We start from the raw sequence: 17,328 nt of genomic DNA, 5'->3' as shown, positions 1-17,328 counted from the left end.
GCTTCTAGGTTGATCGCCTCCCCCGCCGCGTGTCCGCGGCAGGAGGATTTCGCAGTTGTCCTACGACGCTAGCTCAATCACCGTACTCGAAGGGCTTGAGGCGGTTCGTAAGCGCCCGGGTATGTATATCGGCTCCACCGGCGAGCGCGGCCTCCACCACCTGGTCTACGAGATCGTGGACAACGCGGTGGACGAGGCCCTGGCCGGGTTCGCCACCAGGATCGACATCACGCTCCTGGCCGACAACGGCGTCCGCGTGATCGACGACGGGCGAGGCATCCCCACCGGCATCCACCCGGTGGAGAAGCGCTCCGCCGTCGAGGTCGTGCTGACCACGCTGCACGCGGGCGGCAAGTTCGACAGCCAGTCCTACGCGGTCTCCGGCGGTCTGCACGGCGTCGGATCGGCCGTCGTCAACGCGCTGTCCACCGCCATGGACGTCGAGATCAAGCAGAACGGCCACTACTGGCGCCAGCGCTACGAGATGTCCAAGCCGGTCGCGCCGCTCGCCCAGGGCGAGGGCACCGACGAGACGGGCACCTCGATCACGTTCTGGCCCGACCCCGGGATCTTCGAGACCACCACCTGGAACTACGAGACGCTCTCGCGGCGCTTCCAGGAGACGGCCTTCCTCAACAAGGGCCTGACGATCACGCTCACCGACGAGCGCCCCGACCACGTCAACGGCGAACCGCACACGGTGACCTACTCGTACGCGGGTGGTCTGGCCGACTTCGTCCAGTACCTCAACGCCAAGAAGGAGCCGGCGCACTCGTCGATCATCTCCTTCGAGGAGGAGGGCGAGGGCATCGCGGTCGAGATCGCCATGCAGTGGAACAACTCCTTCACCGAGTCCGTCTACACGTTCGCCAACACGATCAACACGGCGGAGGGCGGCACCCACGAAGAGGGCTTCCGCGCCGCGCTGACCACGATCGTCAACCGCTACGCCCGCGAGCAGAAGTTCCTCAAGGAGGGCAAGGACGACAACCTCTCCGGTGAAGACGTCCGCGAGGGGCTGACCGCGATCATCTCGGTGAAGTTGTCCGACCCGCAGTTCGAGGGCCAGACCAAGACCAAGCTGGGCAACACCGAGGCGAAGTCGTTCGTCCAGAAGGCCTGCAACGACCATCTGCGCGACTGGTTCGAGCGCAACCCCGGCGAGGCGAAAGACATCATCAACAAGTCGCTGCAGGCCTCGCGCGCCCGCATCGCCGCGCGCCAGGCGCGCGACCTCACCAGGCGCAAGTCGCTGCTCGAGTCGGGCAGCGGGCTGCCGGGCAAGCTGGCCGACTGCCAGTGGAACGACCCCGAGAAGTGCGAGCTGTTCATCGTCGAGGGCGACTCGGCCGGCGGCTCCGCCAAGGGTGGCCGCGACTCCCGTTTCCAGGCGATCCTGCCCATCCGCGGCAAGATCCTCAACGTGGAGAAGGCGCGGATCGACAAGGTCCTGAAGAACGCCGAGGTCCAGGCGCTGATCACGGCGCTCGGCACCGGTGTGCACGACGAGTTCGACATCTCGAAGCTGCGCTACCACAAGGTCATCCTGATGGCCGACGCCGACGTCGACGGCCAGCACATCAACACGCTGCTGCTGACGCTGCTGTTCCGGTTCATGCGTCCGCTGATCGAGGCCGGTCACGTCTACCTGTCGTGCCCGCCGCTCTACAAGATCAAGTGGGACCGCAAGGGCGAGGACGCCTCGTACGCCTACTCCGACCCCGAGCGCGACGCGGTCATCGCCGAGGGCATCCGCAACGGCAAGCCCGACCCGCGGCCCCGTGACAACGTCCAGCGCTTCAAGGGTCTGGGCGAGATGAACGCCGGGCAGCTGTGGGAGACCACGATGAACCCCGCGACGCGGCTGCTGCGCCTCGTCACGCTCGACGACGCGGCCCAGGCCGACGCCCTGTTCAGCGTGCTGATGGGCGAGGACGTCGAGGCGCGGCGCGACTTCATCATCCGCAACGCGCGCGACGTTCGCTTCCTCGATGTCTGACCAGCAGAAGGACTCTTACCTGTGACGGACGTGAACACCACTCCCCCGGCTGAGCGCATCGAGCCGGTGGACATCCAGTCCGAGATGCAGCGCAGCTACATGGACTACGCGATGTCCGTCATCGTGTCCAGGGCGCTGCCGGACGTCCGCGACGGCCTGAAGCCGGTGCACCGCCGGGTGCTTTACGCGATGTACGACGGTGGCTACCGTCCCGACCGCGGCTACTTCAAGTGCGCCCGCGTCGTCGGTGACGTGATGGGCACCTACCACCCGCACGGCGACACCTCGATCTACGACGCGCTGGTCCGCCTCGCGCAGTCGTGGTCGCTCAGATATCCGCTGGTCGACGGGCAGGGCAACTTCGGTTCGCCCGGCAACGACCCGGCGGCGGCGATGCGGTACACCGAGTGCAAGCTCGCGCCCATCGCCATGGAGATGCTGCGCGACATCGACAAGGAGACCGTCGACTTCCGTCCCAACTACGACGGCAAGTCGCAGGAGCCCGACGTCCTGCCGGCGCGGTTCCCGCAGCTCCTCGTCAACGGCTCGGGCGGCATCGCGGTCGGCATGGCCACCAACATCCCGCCGCACAACCTGCGCGAGGTCGGCGCCGCCGTCAAGTGGGCGCTGGAGAACCCCGAGGCCACCGACGAAGAGCTGCTCGAAGCCTCGATGAAGCTGGTCAAGGGCCCCGACTTCCCCACCAAGGCGCTCATCGTGGGCCGGCGGGGCATCGAGGACGCCTACCGCACCGGCCGCGGTTCGATCACCATGCGCGCCGTGGTCGAGGTCGAGGAGGACAAGGGCCGGCAGGCGCTCGTCGTCACGGAGCTGCCGTACCAGGTCAACCCCGACAACCTGGCGCTGAAGATCGCCGAGCTGGTGCGTGAGGGCAAGCTCACCGGCATCGCCGACGTACGCGACGAGAGCTCCTCGCGGGTCGGGCAGCGGCTCGTGATCGTGCTCAAGCGCGACGCGGTCGCCAAGGTCGTGCTCAACAACCTCTACAAGCACACCCAGCTCCAGGACACCTTCGGCGCCAACATGCTGGCGCTGGTCGACGGCGTGCCGCGCACGCTGCGGCTCGACCAGTTCATCCGGCACTACGTGGCGCACCAGATCGAGGTCATCGTCCGCAGGACGCGTTACCTGCTGCGCAAGGCCGAAGAGCGCGCCCACATCCTCAGCGGCCTGCTGAAGGCCCTGAGCCGGCTCGACGAGGTCATCGCCCTCATCCGGGCCTCCGAGTCGGCCTCGCACGCCCAGCAGGGCCTCATGGCGCTGCTGGACATCGACGAGGTGCAGGCGCAGGCCATCCTCGACATGCAGCTGCGCAAGCTGGCCGCCCTGGAGCGGCAGGCGATCCAGGACGAGCACGACGCCCTGATGACGCAGATCGCCGAGTACAACGCGATCCTCGCCAGCGAGAGCCGCCAGCGCGAGATCGTCAACGACGAGCTGGCCGAGATCGTCGCCCGCTACGGCGACGAGCGCCAGACCGAGATCATCGCCTACGACGGCGACATGTCGATCGAGGACCTCATCGCCGAGGACGAGGTCGTCGTCACGATCACCCGCGGCGGCTACGCCAAGCGCACCAAGACCGACCTCTACCGCGCCCAGAAGCGCGGCGGCAAGGGCGTCAGGGGCGCGCAGCTGCGCCAGGACGACATCGTCGACCACTTCTTCGTCACCACGACGCACCACTGGCTGCTGTTCTTCACGAACAAGGGCAGGGTGTACCGGGTGAAGGCGTACGAACTGCCGGACGCCGGCCGCGACGCGCGGGGCATGCACCTGGCGAACCTTCTCGCCATGCAGCCCGACGAAACAGTCATGGAAGTCCTGGCTCTACGTGACTACGAAGTCGCGCCCTACCTGGTGCTCGCCACCCGGAGCGGGCTGGTGAAGAAGACGAAACTGTCGGAGTACGACTCCCCCAGGTCCGGTGGCCTCATCGCCATCAACCTGCGGGAGGACGACGAGGTCATCGGCGCCCGCCTGGTCTCCGAGTCCGACGATCTGCTGCTCGTCTCCAAGGGCGCGCAGTCGATCCGGTTCACCGCCTCCGACGAGGCACTGCGGCCGATGGGCCGCGCGACCAGCGGCGTCATCGGCATGAGATTCCTCGACGGTGACGAACTTCTCGCCATGAATAGGATTGCCGACGGTCAAGACGTGCTTGTCGCCACGAAGGCTGGGTACGCAAAACGGACGCCAGTGGAACAGTATCCGGTCCAAGGACGTGGCGGCCGAGGTGTGCTTACTGCGAAGATTGTTTCGTCCCGTGGCAAGCTGGTCGGAGCCGTCATGGTCAACCCAGAGGACGAGATCTTCGCGATAACGTCCGCCGGTGGGGTGATCCGGACGAGTGCCGGTGAGATCAAGCAGTCCGGCCGCCAGACCATGGGAGTGCGTTTGATGAATCTCGCCGAAGGCGACAGCGTGGTGGCCCTCGCCCGGAACACGGAGTCCATCGACGCTCAGGTGGACAACGAGGAAAACGGAGGAGAGTAGCCCATGAGCTCTCAGGGTGGCTCCGCCAGAGCGAAGGCGACCTCGGGTAACGGGCAGCAGCCGAAGAAGCCCGCCGAGACCGAGATGTTCGACGCGGTGGACGACGGCAACGACGGCAAGCCCGCGCAGGGCAGGCCGCCAGGCCCTCAGAACGACGGCAACAGGCCCGTGCCGCCTCCGGCGCATCAGCAGGCGTCCCCGCAGCAGGGGCCGCCTCAGGGCCCGCCGCCGGGTCCGGAGGCGGGCAACGAGACGGTGCAGCACATCCGTCCGTCGCTGGCCAGCGAGGCGCCGCCGGCCGTCGACTTCTCGAGGAAGAAGTCGTCCGGTTCCGGGGGCAACAGCAGGCTCCCCCGTAAGGCCCACCTGGTCCTGCGGCGCGTCGAGCCGTGGTCGGCCATGAAGTTCAGCTTCGTGGTCTCGATCGTCGCCTTCGTGGTGCTGTTCGTGGCCGTCGCCGTCCTGTACGGCGTGCTGTCGGCCCTCGGTGTCTTCGACTCGGTGGTCGACCTGGTCAACCAGCTCGGCCAGGGCGAGGGCGGCCAGAACTCGATTCCCATCGACATCGCCTCGTGGTTCGAGCCGGTGCGCATCCTCGGCTACACCGCCCTGATCGGGGCCGTGAACGTCGTGCTGATCACGGCTCTGGCCACGCTGGGCGCGGTCATCTACAACCTCGCCGCCAACCTGGTGGGCGGCGTCGAGGTGACCTTCAGCGAGGCCGAGTAAGCGGGAGCGCTCGCGCCGTGCCGACACCGGGCACGGCGCGAGCAGCCCGCCGGAAGCGGTAAGCTTTTCCTCGTTCCGAACAAGCGGTTCGCCTCCACGAGGCGAATGCGATAACGTTCGGGGTGCGTGCGGGGCTATAGCTCAGACGGTTAGAGCGCTTCCCTGATAAGGAAGAGGTCCCAGGTTCAAGTCCTGGTAGCCCCACAGAGATTCATCAGACCGCCATCCGGCTTTCGGGTGGCGGTTCTTCGTTTGTGGGCGGGTATCGCCGTTTCCAGGGTTGGGCGGGTCGCCGTACGGGTGTCCCAGGCTGTCGTGGTGTTGGCGGCGTTGGTGACCTGCGGTCGATCGGGATGCCGGGTTTCGATCGCATGAGCGGTCCACGGGCGAGATATTCGCGGTCGTCTTCCGTGCTTCGTCCGTAAGCTGGGGGTGTGTCCCCCGCACTGGTCCTGCTCGACGGCGTCCGATGGCAGGGTGTGCCCGTGGTCGGTGACCGTGCGCACACGCTGCTGGCCGTGCTCGCCCTGCACGGGCGGGCCGGGGTCAGTGACGAACGCCTGGTCGAGGAGTTGTGGCCGGACGAGGCGCCGGCCAACCCGACGAAGGCGCTGCAGGTGGTCGTGTCGCGCACCAGGGCGGCGACCGGCGCCGACGTCGTGGTGCGGATCCCGCGCGGTTACCGGCTCGGGCTGCCCGCCGACCAGGTGGACGCGCTGCTGCTCGGCTCGCTGGTCGAGCAGGCGCGGGCCGCGCTGGGCGCGGACGACACGGCGCTCGCGCGCCGGCGTGCCGAGGAGGCCATGGCTCTGGCGTCCGGCGGGCCGGACGGCGCCACGGGCGCGCTCGCCGAGCTGAGGGACGTCACCGCGCGGCGGGTGGCGGAGGTGCGGCGGGTGGCCGCGATCGCGCTGAGCCGCAGCGGCGCTCATGAGCGCGCGCTCCCCCTGCTGGAGGCGGCCGCCGCCGACGAGCCGTACGACGAGGAGCTGTTCGCCTGTTTGCTGCGCAGCGAGGCCGCCGGGCGAGGGGCCGCCGCCGCACTGGAGCGTTACGGACGGTATCGCGCCGAACTGGTCGCGCGGCTCGGCGCCGACCCGGGGCCCGAGCTCACCCGCGTGTACGCCGAACTGCTCGTCGCGGACCGGCCGGTGCGCGAGGGCATCCTGTTCGACGGTTCCTCGCTGCTCGGCCGGGACGACGACATCCGCGCGGTGCACGCGCTGCTGCAGACCAGCCGGGTTGTCTCCATCGTCGGTCCCGGCGGGCTGGGCAAGACGCGGCTGGCTCATGTCGTGGGCCGGAAGGCAGCGCAGCCCATCGCTCACTTCGTGGAGCTCGTCGGAGTCTCCTCCCCGGACGGGGTGGTGGGCGAGGTGGGGTCGGCGCTCGGGGTGCGTGACTCGGTCAGCGGCCGTCGTGCCCTGACCGCCGAGCAGCGCTCCGACGTTCGCGCGCGGATCGCCCAGCATCTCGACCAGGCCCCGGCGCTGCTGATCCTGGACAACTGCGAGCACGTGATCGAGGCGGTCGCCGACCTGGTGGCGTACCTGACCGTGACGACCCACGACCTGCGGGTGCTCGTGACCTCACGCGCCCCCTTGTCGATCCCCGCCGAACGCGTCTACGTGCTGGGCGAACTGTCCACGGCCGAGGCGGCGGAGCTGTTCCGCCAGCGCGCGACCGCGGCCCGCGCCGATGTCCGGATCGACGACGGGACGGTCGAGGAGGTCGTGGCCCGCCTCGACGGGCTGCCGCTGGCGATCGAGCTGGCCGCCGCCAAGGTGCGGGTGATGTCGGTGGAGGAGATCGCGCGGCGGCTGGCCGACCGGTTCGCGCTGCTGCGCGGCGGCAACCGTACGGCGCCCGACCGGCACAAGACGCTGCTCGCGGTCATCGACTGGTCGTGGAACCTGCTGGACGAGCCGGAACGGCGGGCGCTGCGGTGGCTGTCGCTGTTCGGCGACGGTTTCACGCTGGCCACCGCCGAGCACGTACTCGGACCCGACGCCCTGCACGCCGTGGACGCGCTGACCCAGCAGTCGATGCTGAGCGTCCGCGAGACCACGTACGGTCTGCGCTACCGGATGCTGGAGACCGTCAGGGAGTTCGGGCGGATGCGGTTGACGGAGGCCGGCGAGGAGGAGCCGGCCCGGGCCGCGCAGCGGGCCTGGGCGACGGCGTACGCGCTCGAACACGGTGGCGAGCTGTACGGTCCGGCGCAGTTCGCCGCGGCCGACGCGTTGCGCGCCGAGGAGAGCAACCTCGCCGATCTGCTCCGGCAGGCACTCGGCGAGTCCGATCCCGTCACGACGATTCAGCTGCTGACCGGCGTCGGCTCGCTGTGGTCGATCCGCGGGGAGCACCCGCGGATCCTCGTGCACCGCGACGCGATCACCCAGGTGATCACCGGCTGGACGCCGCCGCCGTCGCTCGTCGAGGTGACCAGGGCAGCCGCCATGATCACGATCATGAACACCGTGATCATCAGTGACCGGAGCGAGGACGACCCGCTGCTCGATCTGCTTCGTACGCTGCCCACCAGCGAGGCGACGGATCCCCGGCTGTCGGGGCTGGTCGCCGCGCTGCTCGCGTGCCACGCGGGTGACGGCGCCGACGTGGGCTCCCGGTTGGCGGCACTGTGTGGGAGCGCCGACCGGCACGTGGTCCTGGCGGCGACGCAGATGAGGGCGCACGTCCTGGAGAACGCCGGAGACGTGGCAGGGGCGGTCGAGGCCGCCGAGCGGACCCTGACGATGATCCCCGAGAGCGAAGGGCCGTGGTTCGCCGCGATCATGCATGCCGAGCTGGCCCAGCTGGCCAGGCAGCTCGGCGACCGGCGGCGGGCGGACGGGCACGCGCGGGCCGCCATCCCGGTGCTGAGCCGGATCGGCGCCACCGACGACGAGACCCAGCTCCGCGCGCTGCTGCTGACGTCCGCGCTCGCCGACGGCGACCTCGACAGCGCGGAGGCCGAGCTGGCCGAGATCACCCGGATCAACGACAACGAGGCGGTGCTCGGCGGGGTGGTGCTCGCGAAGGTGTGCGCGGCGGAGCTCACCCTCGCCCGCGGCCGGACGGCCGCCGCGCTCGTGCAGTACCGGCTGGCTGTGCAGCGGGCGCGTGACCTGCGGCGGCACGGGGCGCCGAGCGCGGATTCCTGGCCGTGGACGATCGCCGCCGAGTCGGCGGCCCTGACGGTTCACGCGTACCACGCATCGCAGGAGGAGGTCGGGTACGGCGAGGAGTTGTTCGCCACCGTCCGGGGCGGCGACCTGCTGGCAGCCAAGAGCCCCTTCCTCGACCACCCGCTGTGCGGCTCAGTGATCTTCGCGCTGGGTGTGTGGGGGCTGCTGCGCGACGCCATGGCTCCTCGCGACGCGATCAGGCTGCTGGTGCTGGCCGAGCGGTTCTCGTACCACAGCTTCACGCCCAGCATGGCGTTCGAGCGGATCGAAGCGCACGCCGAGCGGGCCGCGCCAGGGACGGTCGCGGCCGTGCGGGCCGAGTACGGCGATCGACGCGGCTCCGACCTGCTCGACGAGGCGCGGAGCCTCGTCGAGCAGGTCGCCGGGCGGGGTCACATGTGACGCTTGTAGCTGCGCACCGACAGCGGCGCGAAGATCGCGATGACGATCAGGCAGGCGAGGATCGTCCAGGCGACCTCCCCGCTGACAAGGGCGCTGTTGGCGAGGTCGCGGGCGGCCGTGACCAGGTGTGAGACCGGATTGATCCGGACGAACGCGGCCAGCCAGCCGGGCAGGGTCTCAATGGGTACGAACGCGTTCGAGAGGAACGTCAGCGGGAACAAGATCATCATGGAGAAGCCCTGGACGGCCTGGGCGCTCCGGGCGATCGTGCCGATCCAGGTGAAGATCCACGCCAGCGACCAGCCCGTGAAGATCGCCAGCAGGATCGCGGCCAGCACGCCGACCGCTCCCCCGCCCGGGCGGTAGCCCATCACCAGGCCCATGGCGAAGGTCAGGGTGGCCGCGATCGTGTAGCGCAGCAGGTCGGCCACCATCGGGCCGGCCAGCGGCGCGATCCGGGCGATCGGCAACGACTTGAACCGGTCGAAGACGCCCTTCTCCATGTCCTCGCGGAGTTGGGTGCCGGTGGCCATGCAGGTCGTCAGCACGGTCTGGGCCAGGATGCCGGGGATCATCAGGGGCAGGTAGCTCTGCACGTCACCGGCGATGGCGCCACCGAAGATGAAGGCGAACATCGCGGTGAACAGGATGGGCTGCAGCGCCACGTCGAAGAACTGCTCCGGGTTGCGGCGCATCTTCTTGAGCGTCCGCCACGCCATCGTCATCGTCTGGCTGATCGTCTCCCCCATGGAGACGTGCCGCCGGGCGGCCGCCACGCGGTCGGCGGCCCGGACCGCCTCGCGACCGGGCGCGATCATGGTGCTACTCAACGGTTCTCCTCCGTGCTGGAATCGTCGTCCGTCCCGTGGCCGGTGAGGGCGAGGAACACCTCGTCGAGGCTGGGCTTGGCCACGCTCACCGAGGTGATCGACACCCCGGCGGTACGTAGCGCGATCAGTACGTCCGCGGCCAGGTCGGCCTGGTCGAGGGCGACGTTGAGGCGGCCTCGCTCGGGGCTGAGGACCGGGTCGGAGCCGAGCACCCGCCGTACGACCTCCGAGGCGGCGGACACCTCGTCCGGGTCGGCGAGCAGCAGCTGGAGCGTGGAGTTGCCGACCGCGATCTTCAGCTCGTCGGGGGTGCCCTCGGCGACCTTGCGGCCGTGGTCGATGACGGCGACGCGATCGGCGAGCTGGTCGGCCTCGTCCAGGTACTGCGTGGTCAGCAGCACCGTGCAGCCGTCGGCGACCAGGTAGCGGATGGTGTCCCACATCTGGCCGCGCGTGCGCGGGTCGAGGCCGGTGGTCGGTTCGTCCAGGAAGATCAGCGGCGGTCTGGTGATCAGGCTGGCCGCCAGGTCGAGGCGACGGCGCATGCCGCCGGAGAACTGCGCGATCGGTTTGTCGGCCGCCTCCTCCAGCCCGAACTGGCCGAGCAGCTCCGCGGCGATGCTCCGGGCGCGCGGCGACGCGATGCCCTGGAGGCGGCCGAAGAGCCAGAGATTCTCGCGGGCGGTGAGGCTTTCGTCCACGGACGCGTACTGGCCGGTGACGCCGACCAGCTGGCGGATCACGTGCGGGTTGCCCGCCACGTCGACCCCGAAGACCTCGGCCCGGCCGGCGTCGATCTTCAACAGGGTGGCCAGCATCCGCAGCATGGTGGTCTTGCCTGCGCCGTTCGGGCCGAGGACCCCGAAGATCTCGCCCGGGCGTATGCGCAGGTCGATCCCGTCGACGGCGCGGTGCTCGCCGAACGTCTTCACCAGCCCTTCCGTACGTACGGCGAGGTCGGTGTCCCCGCGGGGAGCCGCTTCTATGATGCTCATGCCCCCACTCTGCGCCCCCCTGGTTTCACAGCACCCTCGACCAGGTTTCACCAGCACTCATCGGCCACTGAACGGTATCCGTTGCGGACGGTCTTTTCGCAGGCGGACAATGCGTTCTCATGATCAGAAAGGCGCGGAGGAGTGCCCGGGGCGTGGTGGTCGCGGCTCTGGTGGTCCTACTTGGCGGTACGGCCTGTGCGGGCACCGGCGCGAGTGCTGGTGACTGCTGGGCTGTCACGAGCCGTGAGATCGACGTGTTGAAGGACGTCGTCGGTCCGGTGCTGCGGGACAGCCGGCTGGGGAAGGTCCGGTTGTACGAGATGGACGGGTGCGACTCGGCTGATGGCGGTGCCTGGCTCGAAGCCGAGGTCGAAGACGTGGTCTCCGAGGAAGAGATCTCCGCGGTGTTCGAGTCGCACGGATGGAGCACCAACCCGTACGACGTGCCGGAATGCCGGCCGGGCCGGTGTGGCGTGGATCTTGCCAGACAGGATGCCTCCCATCTGGTGGGGATCAGGTTCCTCCACCGGGAAGGGATGTGGAGGCTGGAGATAGTGTCCCTGTGAGCCGGCCGTGACGGACCACGTCGTCGAGGAGGGCGAGGCTCTCGGGCGCGGGGCTGCCGCGGTTCGTCAAGGCGCCGGCCGGGCGGGCCGTGGCGGGCGCGCGTGGCGGCGAAGGCTGTGCGGCGAGGGTTCCGTACGCCCGCCCGGCTGGGCTGACGGGTGGGGCGAGCGTCCGTGGCCGGCCGGGGGACAAAGGGTGCGTGCCTGGCTATCCTGGCGGACCCGTGATCTTCCTTGGTTGAGGTGACTCGTGACCGATCGGGATTTATTCACCTATGTGTTGATAGCCGGCATTGTTGCCCTTGTCGCCGCCGTTCTTGGGGTGATCTTCGGGGCGCCGGGGTTCTCGATCTCGACTGCGCTGATCGGCATCGGGTTCATGGTGGGAGCCGTCGCCCTTGCGATCTACGAGCAGCGTGACAAGGGGGACGGCTGACCATGGCGGGCTCGGGACGGGGCCCGGTCGGTGCTGCTAGTTGCGGTAGCGGAAGAGGATGCGGCCTCGGTTGAGGTCATACGGGCTGAGCTCCACGAGCACACGGTCGAACGGGAGGATCTTGATGTAGTTCTTGCGGATCTTGCCGCTGATGTGCGCCAGCACCTTGTGCCCGTTCTCGAGCTCGACTCTGAAGGTGGCGTTGCGCAGGCACTCGGTGACGGTGCCCTCGACTTCTATGCCGCCAGATGATCTGGCCATATTTCGTACTCCTTAAAGGGGGGAATGGGTGGTCGAGGTGACTAGCGCAGCACCAGCTCCAGGTTGCTGCTCGCGCGCCGCGCGCTCAGCCCCTCGAACAGCCTCAGGGCCGCTTCGTTCGACTCCTTCACCTCGGCCGACGCCGACTCGACGCCGTCGCGGTGCAGGGCGGCCAGCACGTGGGTGAGCAGCGCCCGAGCGATCCCCCGGCGCCGCGCGTCGGAGCGGACGGCGACCAGGCCGATCCTGGGCCGCCGGGGCACCGGTCCGAGCCGGACCAGCCCCAGGTACGCGTCGCCCTGGGCCGCCACCGCGTACTTCGACGGGTCGAGCGGGACGGGGCCGGGCAGCACCTCCGCCGGCATCTCGTGCCACCCGGGACCGGCCTCGACCTCGGCGCGGATCACCAGGTCGAGCTCGCGCAGCGGGTCGTGCTCCGCCTCGCCGAAGGTCAGCATCGTCACGCCGGGCGGTGGCGGCACGGGGACGGACGTGGTGGGGACGACGTACTCCCACTCGCGGCGCCAGGTCGTGAAGCCGGCGCGCTGCCAGCGGGACGTCAGGTCGAGGTCGGTCTCGTCGACCAGCGTGTACAGCGGCTTCGGCAGGTCCGCCAGCATGGCCTCGGCGAGCCGGTCGAAGACCGTGCCGTGCCAGGCGTCGACGCTGAGGAAGGTGCGTCCGTCGGTTCTGCGGGACGTGTCGCCGCGGCCGACCACCCGGTCGCCCTCCATGGCGTGCCACTGCTGTTCCGCGACCCGCGTGACCACATGGCCAGATTTCATTGGTTGTCGCCTTTCGGGATTGCCTGGTGAAGGCGCTCCCGGCGACCGTTAGGGCAGCCGCCCGACCGTGACGATGATGGGGAGCACCCACATCGATACAGCGTTCATGTGGGCTCACCTCCTCGCAGTCTGTCACGGTTCCCGGCACCTTATCAGCGTTACCGCGCCCTTTCCACCGGTTTTCCGTCCTCGGTTTTGGCGATCGCGGCCATAGGGCAGAGCTATCGGGAAGCCGGATGTTTTCCCTGGTGGCGACGCTTACTCCCCCTGCACGAACTCGTAGGGAGAGGAAACGATGATCGAAGCAGAGCTGGCCGGGACGAGCGCACTGGTCACCGGGGGAACGAAGGGCATCGGGCGGGAGACCGCGTACCTGCTGGCCCGGCAGGGCGCGCATGTGGTGCTGTCGGGCCGCGACGCGCGGCAGGGCGAGGAGATCGCCGCGGACATCCGCGCCAAGGGCGGACGGGCCGACTTCGTGGCCGCGACGCTGCGCGACGAGGCGTCCGCCCGCGCGCTCGGACGGGCCGCGACCGAGGTGGCGGGCCACGTGGACGTGCTGGTGAACAACGCCGGCATCTACCCGTACGGGCCCACGGCGGAGATGAAGGAGAAGGACTTCCGCGATGTCTACGACATCAACGTCCTGGCGCCGTTCTTCCTGGTCGCCGAGCTGGTCCCGGCGATGGCCGAGCGCGGCAGGGGCGCGGTCGTGAACGTGAGCACGATGGTGGCCGACCACGGTCACGCGGGCTACGGCCTTTACGGGTCGAGCAAGGCCGCGATCGTGCTGCTGACGAAGTCGTGGGCGGCGGAGTTCGGGCCGAGCGGGGTGCGGGTGAACGCGGTGAGCCCAGGGCCGACGCGTACCGAGGGAACGTCGGGCATGGGTGACGGCCTGGAGGCGCTCGCGAGCACCCTGCCCGCGCGGCGCACGGCGACGCCGCGGGAGATCGCCGAGGCGATCGTGTTCCTGGCCTCGCCGCGGGCGAGCTACGTCCACGGGGCGACGCTGCATGTGGACGGCGGTCGCTGGGCGGTCTGACGCCCGCCTGGACCGCTGGGGACAGGCGCCTGTCCCCAGCGGCCGCCGAAGTGTTCATCCACAGGTGTGTGCACATGCTCGATCAGCCCTGTGGACGATGTTCCGGACGGCCGGAACGGGAGTGTCCGCGAGGCCCGAATCGGCGGGCGACAGCGGCGTCGCACACGTGTGGTACGGGCTTCGTGAAGCCTGGCTGAGCTGCGCGGACGCCGGGTCGGCACGGGGGTCTGCAGGGGTGTTCGGTGGAGGTGCTTGCCGCCCCCTTGGAGCGGGCTTGGGAACCGGTCACAGGGCGCTCCGGCCAGAAGGCGGGTTGTCCACAGGTTCTACTGGTTATCCACAGGCTGTGCGGGAGGGTCGAGCCGGCGGTGCAACGCGGCGATGGAGTCCCTGGCCGAGCGGATGCGCGCGGCCTGCTCGTCGTCGGCCCAGCCGAGCCGGAGCCCCTCGGCGGCCAGCCGGTCGAACACCGTGAACGCCGTCAGCTGCCGCTCGATGATCGTGCTCCAGGCGTCGTCCTCGAGGCGGTAGTAGACCGTGCGGTCGCCGGGCCTGTGGACCCTGCCGACGATCCGGGCCGACGTCAGCAGGCGCAGGCTCGTGGTGAGCGACGCGCGGCTCGCGCCGACGGCTCCGGCGATCTCCGCCGCGCTCTGCTCCGGTGGTGCGCAGGCCATGAGCCAGGCCAGCACACGGCCGGTGACCGGAGTGAGCCCCCACTCTCCTGAGGCGAACGCCGCCACGCGTTCGACCCAGTCGAGCACCTTGGTGAGGTCCGGGCCGTCGCGCATGCGGTCACCCTAAGTCCTCGCGCGCTGCCGGCGCAGGACTGCCGCGTCGCCCGGCAGGCCGCGTCCCGCGAGCCCGGCCGTCACGCGTTCGCGCAGCTCGGCGGGGTGCTGGCCGTCGTACTTGAACTTGGCCCTTACGTCGGTGACCAGCAGTCGCAGCGCGCGGATCGCCGACAGCCTCTTGTGGTACGGGCCCGCGTCGGCGGCCATCTCGCCGTGGTCGCCGTCGGGCTGGTGGTGGGCGAGCTGGCGGCGCAGGATGTCGGCCTTGCCCTCCCGGTCGTCCACGATCTCCGCCCGGCAGACGAGTTGCACGGCTGCGTAGTAGCTGGTCGGCACGCCGGTCTGCGGCGACTCGCCGCGCCAGCCGCTGGGGATGTAGGCGTACTCGTCGTGCACGGTCACCACCGCCGCCGGGTTGGCCTCCAGGGCCGCCCAGATCGGGTTCGGCCGGGCCAGGTGGAGCACGACCTCGTCGCCGTCGTACCGGAAGTGGGTCGGCACCACCACGGGGGCCGCGCCGTCCACGCCGTTGGCCGCGATCTGGCCGAAGTCACGCGTACGCAGCCAGTCCTGCCATTCGGCGTCGTCGCGGGCGGCGTCCCAAGGATGGATGAGCACCTGTACCTCTTTGTATTAGTACATAATAGAATTTGTGCTAGAAATGTATCCCATGGTCGGCGGGACGGCCAGCGAGATCGCGGCCGGGGTCGAAGCCGCCGTGTCCGACGGGCGGCTCGCGCCAGGAACGCTCCTGCCGCCGGTGCGCGAGGCGGCCGCACAGGCGGGGGTCAGCGCGGGCACGGCCGCGGCCGCGTACCGGCTGTTGCGTGAGCGCGGCGTCGTGGAGACGGCCGGGCGGCGCGGCACCCGTGTCAGGCAGCGGCCGGCCACCACCTTCCGCGACGAGATCCGCATCGAGGTGCCGCCTGGCGTGCGCGACCTGTCCACAGGCAACCCCGACCCTGCGCTGCTCCCTCCCCTGCACGACGCGCTGGCCGCCGCCGCGCGGGCGCACGAGCGACGGCCCGCCATGTACGGCACCGGCGACGACGCGGAGCTTCTCGCACTGGCCGGGGCGAGGCTGCGGGCCGACGGTGTCCCCGAGGGGCCGCTGGCGATCACGTCGGGCACGCTCGACGGGGTCGAGCGGGTGCTCACCGCGCACCTGCGGCCGGGCGACCCGATCGCCGTCGAGGACCCGGGCTGGACGGCGCTGCTCGATCTCGTCACCGTGCTCGGCCTGCGTCCCGTGCCGATGCGGCTCGACGACGAGGGCCCGTTGCCTGACGAGCTCGACCGGGCCCTGCGGGCGGGCGCGCGGGCCGTGGTGATCACCGCGCGCGCCCAGAACCCCACCGGCGCCGCCGTCACCGCGGCACGTGCCGCCGAGCTGCGGGAGCTGCTGGCGGCGCACCCTGAGGTGCTGCTCGTCGAGGACGACCACGGCTCCGGATTCGTGGACCTCCCCCTGCACCCGCTGGCGGGTGTGACGAGCCGGTGGGTCCTCACCCGCTCCACCGCCAAGTCGCTCGGCCCTGACCTGCGCCTGGCCCTGGTCACCGGCGACCCGGTCACGCTCGGCCGGCTGCGCGGACGCCAGCGTCTGTCCGCCGGGTGGGTGAGCCTGCTGCTGCAGCGCGCCGTCGCCCACCTGTGGCGTACGGGGGCGGTGGACACGGCGGCCGTCGCGGCGTCGTACGCGCGGCGCAGGGACGGGCTGGTCGAGGCGCTCGCCGAGCACGGCATCCGCGCGTACGGGCGCAGCGGGATCAACGTGTGGGTGCCCGTCGCGGACGAGACCACCGCGATCACCCGGCTGCTCCCCCGCGGCTGGGCCTGCGCGCCCGGCGCCCGCAACCGCATCGGCACGCCTCCCGCGCTGCGCGTGACGATCTCGTCGCTGCGTCCTGAGGAGATCGCGTCCTTCGGCGCCGACCTGGCGGCCGCGCTGCGTCCCACCCGTAACGGCCGATACGGCTGACATCAAGGCGGCATAATCCACCTGATGCCGAAATTTCGTGACATGCTGGAGTATGCGGCGGAAATCGCGCCTGTCATCGGCGCCGCCCACGTCAACGTGCACGCCGCGGCCGCCCGAGCGGTCGCCGAGTTGTCCGAGGCATCGGACGTCCACCCCGGCCTCCTGTCGGACCTGCGATTCGTCCTTCCACTCCGCCCGCTGTCCCGCCGCGATCTGGCCGCCGTCCTCCGGTACGGCGACCCGGCGGAGCACGCGGCCGCCGCCGGCGAGCACCTGCGCGAGGGCACCCTCACCGAGGACGCCGGCGGCCTGCTCCTGCTCACGGCCAAGGGCGCGGAGTTCGTCCGCCGGCTCTACGAGCTGCACGAGACCGCGGCCGGTCAGGTCTGGCCGGGCGACGACCTGCCGGGCCTCGCCGCGCTGGTGGGCCGGGTGCTCGACGCCGCAGAACGGCTGCCCGGCGGCGCGCTCGATGTGGTCGCGCCCCCATATGAGCCGGACGGCGCAGGACCAGGGCTGCTGCTGTTCAACCGGCTCGCCGTGCTCCGCTACCACCGGGCCGACGCCCACGCGGCGGCATGGACGGCGGCGGGCCTGTCCGCGTCCGAGATCGTCGGCCTGGCGGACGGGCCGCTGCGGTCCAGGATCGAGGCTGAGACCAATCGCTTGGCCGGTCAGCCGTACGGCGTGCTGAACGCCGACGAGAGGGCAGCTCTGTACGAGGGCCTGCTGCGGCTCGTCTAGAGCCCCGCGGGCCAGTTCCCGAAGTGCCACCTCCCGGTAACCGGTCAGGTGGCGCA

The 17,328-nt window shown here is 70.2% G+C and carries 15 protein-coding genes and 1 tRNA gene; 10 read left to right on the top strand and 6 right to left on the bottom strand.

Annotated features, from left to right (window positions below; genetic code table 11):
* Positions 1-55: 55 nt before the first annotated feature.
* The 5 genes from gyrB (at position 56) to BLR04_RS28540 (ending at position 8,835) form a co-directional block, all read left to right on the top strand.
* Positions 56-1,999 carry a DNA topoisomerase (ATP-hydrolyzing) subunit B gene (gene gyrB / locus BLR04_RS28560; RefSeq protein ID WP_090771021.1) on the top strand — a complete coding sequence of 648 codons (1,944 nt, stop codon included), beginning with the start codon at positions 56-58 and terminating at the stop codon, positions 1,997-1,999.
* A 21-nt stretch (positions 2,000-2,020) separates the two neighbouring features.
* Positions 2,021-4,516 (top strand): DNA gyrase subunit A, encoded by a 2,496-nt coding sequence (gyrA, locus tag BLR04_RS28555; RefSeq protein ID WP_090771019.1) that lies wholly within the window; start codon positions 2,021-2,023, stop codon positions 4,514-4,516.
* 3 nt (positions 4,517-4,519) lie between these two features.
* Positions 4,520-5,245 (top strand): DUF3566 domain-containing protein, encoded by a 726-nt coding sequence (locus BLR04_RS28550; protein ID WP_090771017.1) that lies wholly within the window; start codon positions 4,520-4,522, stop codon positions 5,243-5,245.
* A 130-nt stretch (positions 5,246-5,375) separates the two neighbouring features.
* A tRNA-Ile gene (locus tag BLR04_RS28545) sits at positions 5,376-5,449 on the top strand.
* 230 nt (positions 5,450-5,679) lie between these two features.
* Positions 5,680-8,835, top strand: a complete 3,156-nt coding sequence (locus BLR04_RS28540; RefSeq protein ID WP_090771016.1) for an ATP-binding protein — start codon at positions 5,680-5,682, stop codon at positions 8,833-8,835.
* Here the strand turns inward: BLR04_RS28540 and BLR04_RS28535 are convergent.
* Together BLR04_RS28535 and BLR04_RS28530 are read right to left on the bottom strand one after the other, a co-directional pair.
* Positions 8,826-9,665 (bottom strand): ABC transporter permease, encoded by an 840-nt coding sequence (locus BLR04_RS28535; protein WP_245740619.1) that lies wholly within the window; start codon positions 9,663-9,665, stop codon positions 8,826-8,828. The genes BLR04_RS28540 and BLR04_RS28535 overlap by 10 nt on opposite strands.
* The gene (locus tag BLR04_RS28530; protein ID WP_090771011.1) at positions 9,662-10,660 is read right to left on the bottom strand and encodes an ATP-binding cassette domain-containing protein; all 999 of its coding nucleotides are present in this window, start codon (positions 10,658-10,660) and stop codon (positions 9,662-9,664) included. Before BLR04_RS28530 ends, BLR04_RS28535 begins: the two co-directional genes overlap by 4 nt.
* 119 nt (positions 10,661-10,779) lie before the next feature.
* Here BLR04_RS28530 and BLR04_RS28525 point away from each other — a divergent pair, with 119 nt between their 5' ends.
* Entirely contained in the window at positions 10,780-11,226 is a 447-nt protein-coding gene (locus BLR04_RS28525) for a hypothetical protein (RefSeq protein ID WP_143022254.1), read from the top strand.
* A 250-nt stretch (positions 11,227-11,476) separates the two neighbouring features.
* Positions 11,477-11,662 (top strand): hypothetical protein, encoded by a 186-nt coding sequence (locus tag BLR04_RS28520; protein ID WP_090771007.1) that lies wholly within the window; start codon positions 11,477-11,479, stop codon positions 11,660-11,662.
* Between the two features lie 36 nt (positions 11,663-11,698).
* Here BLR04_RS28520 and infA read toward each other — a convergent pair whose 3' ends face one another.
* Both infA and BLR04_RS28510 read right to left on the bottom strand, forming a co-directional pair.
* Complete coding sequence (infA, locus tag BLR04_RS28515) at positions 11,699-11,923, bottom strand: translation initiation factor IF-1 (protein ID WP_090771005.1); 225 nt, start codon at positions 11,921-11,923, stop codon at positions 11,699-11,701.
* Positions 11,924-11,964: 41 nt separating this feature from the next.
* Complete coding sequence (locus BLR04_RS28510) at positions 11,965-12,708, bottom strand: GNAT family N-acetyltransferase (protein WP_090771003.1); 744 nt, start codon at positions 12,706-12,708, stop codon at positions 11,965-11,967.
* A 295-nt stretch (positions 12,709-13,003) separates the two neighbouring features.
* Between BLR04_RS28510 and BLR04_RS28505 the strand changes: the two genes are divergently transcribed.
* Complete coding sequence (locus BLR04_RS28505; protein WP_090771001.1) at positions 13,004-13,753, top strand: SDR family NAD(P)-dependent oxidoreductase; 750 nt, start codon at positions 13,004-13,006, stop codon at positions 13,751-13,753.
* A gap of 326 nt (positions 13,754-14,079) precedes the next feature.
* Here the strand turns inward: BLR04_RS28505 and BLR04_RS28500 are convergent, their stop codons facing one another.
* Complete coding sequence (locus BLR04_RS28500; protein ID WP_090770999.1) at positions 14,080-14,544, bottom strand: GbsR/MarR family transcriptional regulator; 465 nt, start codon at positions 14,542-14,544, stop codon at positions 14,080-14,082.
* A gap of 9 nt (positions 14,545-14,553) precedes the next feature.
* Positions 14,554-15,165: an FMN-binding negative transcriptional regulator gene (locus BLR04_RS28495; RefSeq protein WP_090770997.1), complete on the bottom strand. Its 612-nt coding sequence runs from the start codon at positions 15,163-15,165 to the stop codon at positions 14,554-14,556.
* Positions 15,166-15,208: 43 nt separating this feature from the next.
* Between BLR04_RS28495 and BLR04_RS28490 the strand changes: the two genes are divergently transcribed.
* Both BLR04_RS28490 and BLR04_RS28485 read left to right on the top strand, forming a co-directional pair.
* Positions 15,209-16,528, top strand: coding sequence for an aminotransferase class I/II-fold pyridoxal phosphate-dependent enzyme (locus BLR04_RS28490; RefSeq protein WP_090770995.1), 1,320 nt, complete (start codon positions 15,209-15,211; stop codon positions 16,526-16,528).
* Between the two features lie 24 nt (positions 16,529-16,552).
* Positions 16,553-17,272: a hypothetical protein gene (locus BLR04_RS28485; RefSeq protein ID WP_143022253.1), complete on the top strand. Its 720-nt coding sequence runs from the start codon at positions 16,553-16,555 to the stop codon at positions 17,270-17,272.
* The last annotated feature ends 56 nt before the right edge of the window (positions 17,273-17,328 follow it).

Source organism: Nonomuraea maritima (assembly GCF_900100395.1).
GTDB lineage: Bacteria > Actinomycetota > Actinomycetes > Streptosporangiales > Streptosporangiaceae > Nonomuraea > Nonomuraea maritima.
This window is presented reverse-complemented; position numbering and strand designations above follow the sequence as displayed.

Coding starts and splice junctions, on each gene's coding strand:
- BLR04_RS28510 (WP_090771003.1), bottom strand. CDS start 12,708: ATGAAATCTGGCCATGTGGTCACGCGGGTCGCGGAACAGCAGTGGCAC.
- infA (WP_090771005.1), bottom strand. CDS start 11,923: ATGGCCAGATCATCTGGCGGCATAGAAGTCGAGGGCACCGTCACCGAG.
- BLR04_RS28490 (WP_090770995.1), top strand. CDS start 15,209: ATGTATCCCATGGTCGGCGGGACGGCCAGCGAGATCGCGGCCGGGGTC.
- BLR04_RS28500 (WP_090770999.1), bottom strand. CDS start 14,544: ATGCGCGACGGCCCGGACCTCACCAAGGTGCTCGACTGGGTCGAACGC.
- BLR04_RS28525 (WP_143022254.1), top strand. CDS start 10,780: ATGATCAGAAAGGCGCGGAGGAGTGCCCGGGGCGTGGTGGTCGCGGCT.
- BLR04_RS28530 (WP_090771011.1), bottom strand. CDS start 10,660: ATGAGCATCATAGAAGCGGCTCCCCGCGGGGACACCGACCTCGCCGTA.
- BLR04_RS28550 (WP_090771017.1), top strand. CDS start 4,520: ATGAGCTCTCAGGGTGGCTCCGCCAGAGCGAAGGCGACCTCGGGTAAC.
- BLR04_RS28485 (WP_143022253.1), top strand. CDS start 16,553: ATGCCGAAATTTCGTGACATGCTGGAGTATGCGGCGGAAATCGCGCCT.
- BLR04_RS28505 (WP_090771001.1), top strand. CDS start 13,004: ATGATCGAAGCAGAGCTGGCCGGGACGAGCGCACTGGTCACCGGGGGA.